The organism is Corynebacterium sp. HMSC11E11, from assembly GCF_001807025.1.
GTDB lineage: Bacteria > Actinomycetota > Actinomycetes > Mycobacteriales > Mycobacteriaceae > Corynebacterium > Corynebacterium freneyi.
On sequence record NZ_KV787153.1, the window covers coordinates 1 to 7,500 of the forward strand.

Sequence of the window (7,500 nt, forward strand, 5' to 3'; positions counted from 1 at the left end):
CTGCGGCACGGTCGTCGACGGGGCGGCCGGCACGGCGCCCCTCGACACGACGCTCGTCGACACGACGGCCATCGGAACGACGCTCATCGGCGGGGCGGCCTGCACGGCGCTCGTCGCCACGCCACTCATCGGCGCGGCGCGGGGCGGGGCGGCCGGCGGCGGCGCGCTGTTCCATCATCCGCTGTTCCGCGCGGGGATCCCGGCGGCGGACCGGACGTTGCTGCTCCGCCTCCTGCTCGGTCGGACGCGCCGGACCACGGCGCTCCGCGGCAGGAGCGGGGGCCGGTTTTTGCGCACGGCGGGCTTCCTGGGCGGCTCGGGCACGCTCCGCAGCCCGGCGGCGCCTTTCTTCCGCGGCCTGGATGATTTCGGAGGCGGGTCGTCGTGAAGGATCCTTGCCCCGTGCATGCCGCACGCGCGCATCCGATTCGGCGACCCGTTTGCGTGCGCGGGTGGCCGACACGGTGGTGGCCTCCTCGGCCTTGTGCACGCGGGCGTTTTCGCGGCGGGTTTCCTTGTCCGTCTTCGCGTTGACGCGCGTGATGTCCAGGTATCGCCAGATGGCGATCGCCGTGCAGATCAGCGGGATCAGCGCCATCCACGGGAAGTACTGGACGATCGGGTATGCGGCGGTGATCAGCCTGGTTTTCGTCGGCGTCGAGCCAGTGGCACCGCCGACGGAGGGATCCGACCATGAGGCGATCAGCCACGTGACGACCGGTGTGACGATGGTGAACAACAGCGGCTGCTGCGCGACGGTCACGACCAGCCCGCGGGGATCGACCAGCGCCGTGCCGACGATCGCCGCCGCCGCGAAGGCAAGAAGGTACGGCAGGCCGATGTTGCCGGTGGGCAGCCCGCCGAGGATGCCGATGAGCCCCGCCAGCAGGATCAGCAGCGGCGGCGCCCAGATGGGCAGTCGCCACGGTCCCGAACGTCGGGTGGCGTTCGGGTTGGCGCGGGTTGAGGTATCGGACACGGTCCAGACCTTATCGTTTGGCCTCTGCGGTGAGACGGAGGCGCGGTGTGTCGGGCGAGGGGAATCGCGGGCGGGGGGATGTCGGGCGCGGAAATCGGGTCAGCGTTTGCGGAACCGCTCCGTCACCGCGCTGGTGATGCGGTTGAAGGCGCGCGTGGTGGGGCCTTCGTCGCTGCTTGACGACGACGCGTTCGCCCGGGCGGCCGCCGAGGCGGCGGACCCTGCGCCGGTGGCGTCGTTCCCCGCGGGCGCCGCGACCGTGCCATCGGCGGCGCCGGACTCGTCGTCCTTCGAGCCCCCGCCGAGGCGCAGGGCCATGAGATGGTCGCGCATCGCCTTGCCGGCGGCCTCCGTCCGCAGACCGGAAATGGATCCGGCTTCGGTGGCGAACTGGATGTCCGCGGCGGTCTTGTCGCCCGTGCGCAGGTCCGTCAGGTCGCCGAGGTAGCGCAGCCACACGGCGAGCACCGCGGCGACGGGAACCGCCAGGAATGCGCCGGTGATGCCGAACAGCGTGCCTCCGAGCGTCACGGACAGCAGGACGATCGCCGCGTGGAGGTTCATCGCCTTCGACTGCAGCATCGGGGACAGGATGTTGCCCTCCACCTGCTGGACCACGATGATGAGGACCAGCGCCAGGATCGCCGTGGTGAAGCCGTTGGCCACCAGCGCGACGACCACGGCGATGAAGCCCGCGGTGAAGGCACCGACGATGGGGATGAAGCCGGCGAAGAAGGTGATCACGGCGATCACCAACGCCAGCGGGACGTCGAGAAGCCACAGGCCCAAACCGATGAACACCGCATCGATCATGGACACCACGGCCTGCGTGCGGATGAATCCGCCCAGCGTGTTCCAGGACCGGGTGAGCACCTCGGTGAGGTGCCAGCCCAGGCGGCGGCCCGCGATGGAACGCAGCCACGGCAGGAAGTGGCGGCCGTCCTTGATGAAGAAGAACGTCAGCACCAGCATGACCACCAAGGTGATCGTGGCGCTGCCGACGACGCTGATGCCCTGGAAGACCGTGTTGGCGATGTCACCCGAGCGCTCCTGCAGCCACGACGTCGCCTCGTCGAGAAGGTCGAGCAGCTGCTCGTCCTTGACGTTGAACGGCGGGCCCTGGACCAGATTCTGCAGCTCGAGGATGCCCTGCGTGAACTGGTCCTTCAGCGTCGGCAGCTGGGCCCGCACCGTCGGCGCGATGAGCGCGATGACGCCGCTGACGATGCCGATCGCGCCCAGCAGCGAAACGATCGCGGCGAGGGCGTCGGGCCACTTGTGGCGGATCAGGAACGCGGCCGGCGGGCCGAGCACCGTCGCCACGATGAGCGCCAACAGCACCGGCAGCAGTCCGGCCCACACCTTGCCCAGCGCGGTGAAGGCGACGAACAGCGCCGCACAGACGATGAGGAAGCGCAGGCACCAGCCGGCGAACCAGCGGGCGCCTTCGCCGATGACGTCGGCCCGGTCGACGAACTCCTCGTCGGACTCGGACATCAACGCGTCGCGTTCCTCTTCGCGGTCCTTGTTATCGGCGGATCCGGCGGTGGGGCCGAGTTCGTCCTCCGGCACGGACAGCGCTTCGTCCGCGCGCAGGGGTTCGGCGCCGATGAACTCGTCGATCATGTCGCGGTCGTCGCGGGAGAGCGAATCTCCGCGTTTTTCGTCGTTACTCACACCGCCATTATGGGGCAACGGCCCGTTTGGCGCGGCAACCCGGCCGTGTTGTCGTTGGGTTGGGCGGGGAATGTGCGTTGCCGGGAAGGGGGGCATCACATGCTTCGGGCCCCGCACGTCCGTGCCCCGCTTGGCACCTTGCGTCCCGTGCACCCCGGAAACGGCGGCGGGCCGGCGGCACATGCTGATTGGCACGTGCGGCCGACCCGCGTGGCTTGCGGCCACCGAATCCCGGGGAGGAGGTTCGACTCGGTCCGAGCGGACGTTGGGCGAGTCCTGCCTGGTGGGCGAGGGTTACTGCTGCTCGAGGGCGGCGAGATCCTCGTCGGTGGTGTTGGGATGGTTGCCGAGATCGCCGCTGCTGTGGTCGGGGTTGTTGGACAGGCTCACCAACGCGGTGACGAATCCGCCCCAGATGATGACGATGAACAGAACCATCATGATGATTGCGATTCCGGACATGGCGCTACCTCTCTCCGTAACGGTCGTTGGTGGATTCAGTCGACGACGCGGCGGGCAGGTGGCCACCGTTGACCAGCGAGTTGCCCGGGTTGCCGTTCTTGCCGGTGCGGAGCCCGACGGGGACGCCGAAGTCCGAGCCGGGCGGGCCCGACAGGGATTGGGTGCCGCCCCACGGCAGGGCGCTGAGCACGAACGCCATCACGACGATGAAGGCGATGACGCCCCAACCGAACACGTTGATCTGGGCGTTGGAGTAGCCCTCGTAGTTTTCGGCGAACAGGCCGCGCAGCTCGTTGAAGAGGGTGATGGCCAGCACGATCGGGGTGAGGATGAAGGTGCAGACCTTCCACAGGGGGCCGGCGCGGAACGACGACACGGCGTTGATGTGGTTGGCGATTTCGTCGCCGCGGCGCAGGACCCAGCCCAGCGTGATGAGGCTGACGATTGCGACGCCGACGATGCCGACGTTGTTGGTGAACTTGTCCACGATGTCCAGGGTCACCAGGCCCGACGTGGTCGGGAAGAGGAGCATGGAGATCAGCGCCATGACGCCGCCGACGGAGAGCACGGCGGCAACGCGCGGCAGGTTCAGCTTGTCCTGGACGGCGGAGATGACGACCTCGACCAGCGACACCAGGGAGGTCAGGCCGGCGATGGCCAGCGACAGGAAGAACAGGACGCCGAAGATCGGGCCGATGACGGGGCTCATCTCGGAGATGACGGCGGGGAACGCGACGAACGCCAGGCCGATGCCGCCGGTGACGACTTCCTCGACGCCGACGCCGGTCTGCGCGGCCATGAAGCCGAGGGCGGCGAAGACGCCGACGCCGGCGAGGACCTCGAAGGAGGAGTTGGCGAAGCCGGCGACCAGCGCCGAACCGGAGAGGTTCGAGCGGGGCTTGAGGTAGGACGCGTAGGTCAGCATGATGCCGAAGGCGATGGACAGGGAGAAGAAGATCTGGCCGTAGGCGGCGATCCACACCGACGTGTCGGCCAGCGCGCCCCAGTTCGGGGTGAAGAAGGCGTTGAGGCCGTCGGTCGCGCCGTCGAGGGTGAGGGCGTAGACGACCACGCCGACGAAGAGCACGGCGAGCAGGGGGATGAAGAACGTTGCGGTGCGGCCGATGCCCTTGTCCACGCCGAGGGCGAGGATGCCGATGACCACGAGCCACACGAGCAGCAGGGTGGCGGTGATGGGCAGCACGAAGTCGAAGGAAGACAGGGGCTCGGCGTCGAGCTGCAGGAAGTCCCCGAAGAAGTAGCCTTCGGGGTCTTCGCCCCAGGACTTGCCGACGGACTTCAGGGCGTAGAGGGCCGCGTAGGCAATGATCACCGCGTAGTAGATGGTGATGAAGAACGCGACGCCGACCTGGATCCAGCCGATCGGTTCGGCCCAGGACTTGATGCGGCGGAAGACCTTGGGGGCGGAGCCGCGGTAGCGGTGGCCCAGCGCGTAGTCGAGGAACAGCAGGGGGATGCCCGCGGACAGCAGTGCGACGAGGTAGGGGATCAGGAACGCGCCGCCGCCCGATTCGTAGGCGACGTACGGGAAGCGCCAGATGTTGCCCAGACCCACGGCGGAGCCGATGGCCGCGAAGATGAACGCCGCCCGGGTCGAGAACACCTCCCGGCCCTGTTTCGTGCCGGCTGCGCCGGTCTTCTGGTTGCTCATGGTGTCTCCAGTGACAGGTGGACAATTGGCTGGATTTTATCAGCCGATCTTAAGGTTCGTGACACATGTTCGGTGGAATGCGCCCCGAATGGTCACAGCATATGGTTTCTATCAGGAGAATGTAACCCCCGTCACATTAGGGTGGTCGCGTCGTGGGTGGTTTCCCCCTCTTCCGGGCGTCGCCGACATCCCGGTTGCAGTGCTTGACGACGGGCCGCCCACCCGATGCCGGGTCCCTCGACGGGAGCAGGGGAGACCGCATCGTCGTAAAGCCAAGCCGGGCCCGTAGGATGGGGCGCGTGAGCCTTACTCTTGGAATCGTCGGTCTGCCCAACGTCGGCAAGTCAACCCTGTTCAATGCGCTGACCCGCAATGACGTGCTCGCCGCGAACTACCCGTTCGCCACCATCGAGCCCAACGTCGGCGTGGTCGAGCTGCCGGACCCGCGGCTGGAGAAGCTCGCCGAGATCTTCGGCTCCGAGCGGATCCTGCCCGCGACGGTGTCCTTCGTGGACATCGCCGGCATCGTCAAGGGCGCGTCGGAAGGCGAGGGCCTGGGCAACAAGTTCCTGGCCAACATCCGCGAAGCCGACGCGATCTGCCAGGTCGTCCGCGTCTTCGCCGACGATGATGTCGTGCACGTCGACGGCAAGGTCGACCCCGCCAGCGACATCGGCGTCATCGAAACCGAGCTGATCCTCGCCGACATCCAGACCATCGAGAAGGCCATCCCGCGCCTGGATAAGGAAGCGAAGAAGGACAAGGAGAAGGCCGGCGAGGTCGAGGCCGTCAAGAACGCGCTCGCCGTGCTCGAGGAGGGCCGCACCCTCTTCGCCGCGCAGGGCGACGTCAACATGGCGGCGCTGCGCGAGCTGCACCTGCTCACCGCCAAACCGTTCCTCTACGTCTTCAACGCCGACGAGGAGGTGCTGGCCGACGAGGACAAGCGCGCCGAGCTGGCGTCGGCCGTCGAGCCCGCCGACTGCGTCTTCCTCGACGCCAAGGCCGAGTCCGACCTGCTGGAACTGGACGAGGAGTCCCGCAACGAGCTGCTCGCCGAAATCGGCCAGACCGAACCGGGCCTGAACTCCCTGGCCCGCGCCGGCTTCCGCACCCTCGGCCTGCAGACCTACCTGACCGCCGGCCCGAAGGAGTCCCGCGCCTGGACCATCCCGAAGGGCGCCACCGCCCCGCAGGCCGCCGGCGTGATCCACACCGACTTCGAACGCGGCTTCATCAAGGCCGAAATCGTCTCCTTCGACGACCTCGTCGAGGCCGGATCCATGGCCGAAGCGAAGGCCAAGGGCAAGGTCCGCCAGGAAGGCAAGGACTACATCATGCACGACGGCGACGTGGTGGAGTTCCGGTTTAACGTATAGCGTTAATGACGGTGTCCGTTATACACTGGTGACGTGATCAGATCGTTCGGCAGCAAGGACACCGAGCGCATCTGGCATGAGCAGTATGTCAAGCGAGTCGACCGGATGGTGCAGCGGGCGGCCTTGCGGAAGCTCGAACTGATCCATGCGGCGAAGGATCTCGAGGACCTCCGGGTTCCGCCTGGCAATCGCCTAGAGCGTCTGGTCGGCGACCGACGTGGGCAGCACAGCATCCGCGTCAACGCGCAATGGCGTCTCTGCTTCGTCTGGAGAGAGGGAGGTGCGGACAATGTCGAACTCGTCGACTACCACTGAGAGCGACCTGATCGAGCCGATTCACCCGGGAGAGATCCTGATGGAGGATTTCATCGAGGGCTTCGGGATCACGCAGAACAGGCTCGCCGTGTCCATCGGTGTGCCGCCGCGCCGGATCAATGAGATCGTGCACGGCAAGCGGGGGATCACCGCTGATACGGCGATCCGTCTGGCGCGATACTTCGGGACGTCCGAGGAGTTCTGGATGAACTTGCAGTCGAACTACGAGCTGCGCTTGGAGCGCCGAGTGCTGCGCGACAAGGTCGCTGCTATCACGCCTCTCGCGGTCGCGTGAGCAGCACTGCATGGGTTGCCGGGCTCGACCGGCAGGTGCCTGGGGATGTCGCGAGGTTGCTCGCCACGGTCCCCGAATGGTTCGCGCAGCCGCAATCCAATGAGGAGTACTTCGAAGCAGCTCGCTCCAAGGAGACATGGACGGTCCGTAACAGCGAGGGAGCGGTCGTCGGTGTCACGCTGATCGATCGCCACTTTCCGCATGTCGCTGAAGTGCACCTCACCGTCGTCGACCGGTCAGTGCACGGGACCGGCGTCGGCACGGCAATGCTCAGGGCCGTCGAAGACGAAGCGGTTCGCCGTGAGGTGCGGCTGTTGCAGGTGAAGACTCTCGGAGCCTCGCACCCAGATCCCGGATATGCGCGCACTCGTCGCTTCTATGAGCGATGGGGTTTTCTGTCGCTGGAGGAGACCGCGCTCTGGGGTGAACGCACCCCCTGTTTAATCATGGGGAAGTCGTTGCCTGCCTCGCGAGCAGCAGGCACGCCCTGACGATCTCTGCATCATCTAGGTTTTGAGGGGCTTTCGGGCACGAATGTTGCGCACGTTCCACCCCGAGGTTGGTATCTGCCGGAATTCGGTGGAGTTCAAGTTCAACGTGTAGCCGAGTGCGTCGTTCAGCCTCTGGCTGATCGGCTGAACGGCCGCTTGAGGGCGGCCCCGGAGTTCGCCGGGGCCGCCCTTGTTATGCGGCTCTTCAGGATTTAGAGTGCGTTGATCTT

The 7,500-nt window shown here is 66.8% G+C and carries 9 protein-coding genes; 4 read left to right on the forward strand and 5 right to left on the reverse strand.

Annotation, left to right across the window (positions count from 1 at the left end; all coding sequences use genetic code 11):
• The 4 genes from HMPREF3121_RS08940 to HMPREF3121_RS08955 all read right to left on the reverse strand — a co-directional run.
• On the reverse strand, positions 1-979 hold a 979-nt coding region (locus HMPREF3121_RS08940), incomplete at its 3' end, for a DUF6542 domain-containing protein (protein ID WP_070522467.1).
• 99 nt (positions 980-1,078) lie between these two features.
• Positions 1,079-2,605, reverse strand: coding sequence for an AI-2E family transporter (locus HMPREF3121_RS08945; protein ID WP_210387265.1), 1,527 nt, complete (start codon positions 2,603-2,605; stop codon positions 1,079-1,081).
• Between the two features lie 345 nt (positions 2,606-2,950).
• Complete coding sequence (gene metS / locus HMPREF3121_RS08950; protein WP_070522474.1) at positions 2,951-3,118, reverse strand: methionine/alanine import NSS transporter subunit MetS; 168 nt, start codon at positions 3,116-3,118, stop codon at positions 2,951-2,953.
• A 4-nt stretch (positions 3,119-3,122) separates the two neighbouring features.
• A complete protein-coding gene (locus HMPREF3121_RS08955) occupies positions 3,123-4,790 on the reverse strand; it encodes a sodium-dependent transporter (RefSeq protein ID WP_083291557.1) in 1,668 nt (555 codons plus the stop codon).
• Between the two features lie 299 nt (positions 4,791-5,089).
• On the opposite strand from HMPREF3121_RS08955, the gene ychF reads away from it, so the two are divergent.
• The 4 genes from ychF to HMPREF3121_RS08975 are packed head-to-tail and all read left to right on the forward strand — an operon-like array spanning position 5,090 to position 7,270.
• A complete protein-coding gene (ychF, locus tag HMPREF3121_RS08960) occupies positions 5,090-6,169 on the forward strand; it encodes a redox-regulated ATPase YchF (RefSeq protein ID WP_070522477.1) in 1,080 nt (359 codons plus the stop codon).
• A 33-nt stretch (positions 6,170-6,202) separates the two neighbouring features.
• Positions 6,203-6,484, forward strand: coding sequence for a type II toxin-antitoxin system RelE/ParE family toxin (locus HMPREF3121_RS08965; RefSeq protein ID WP_070522480.1), 282 nt, complete (start codon positions 6,203-6,205; stop codon positions 6,482-6,484).
• The gene (locus HMPREF3121_RS08970) at positions 6,459-6,779 is read left to right on the forward strand and encodes a HigA family addiction module antitoxin (protein WP_070522483.1); all 321 of its coding nucleotides are present in this window, start codon (positions 6,459-6,461) and stop codon (positions 6,777-6,779) included. Before HMPREF3121_RS08965 ends, HMPREF3121_RS08970 begins: the two co-directional genes overlap by 26 nt.
• Entirely contained in the window at positions 6,776-7,270 is a 495-nt protein-coding gene (locus HMPREF3121_RS08975; protein ID WP_070522485.1) for a GNAT family N-acetyltransferase, read from the forward strand. Before HMPREF3121_RS08970 ends, HMPREF3121_RS08975 begins: the two co-directional genes overlap by 4 nt.
• Before the next feature lie 15 nt (positions 7,271-7,285).
• Here the strand turns inward: HMPREF3121_RS08975 and HMPREF3121_RS12735 are convergent.
• A partial coding sequence (locus tag HMPREF3121_RS12735) for a hypothetical protein (RefSeq protein ID WP_210387264.1) occupies positions 7,286-7,500 on the reverse strand: 215 nt, incomplete at its 5' end.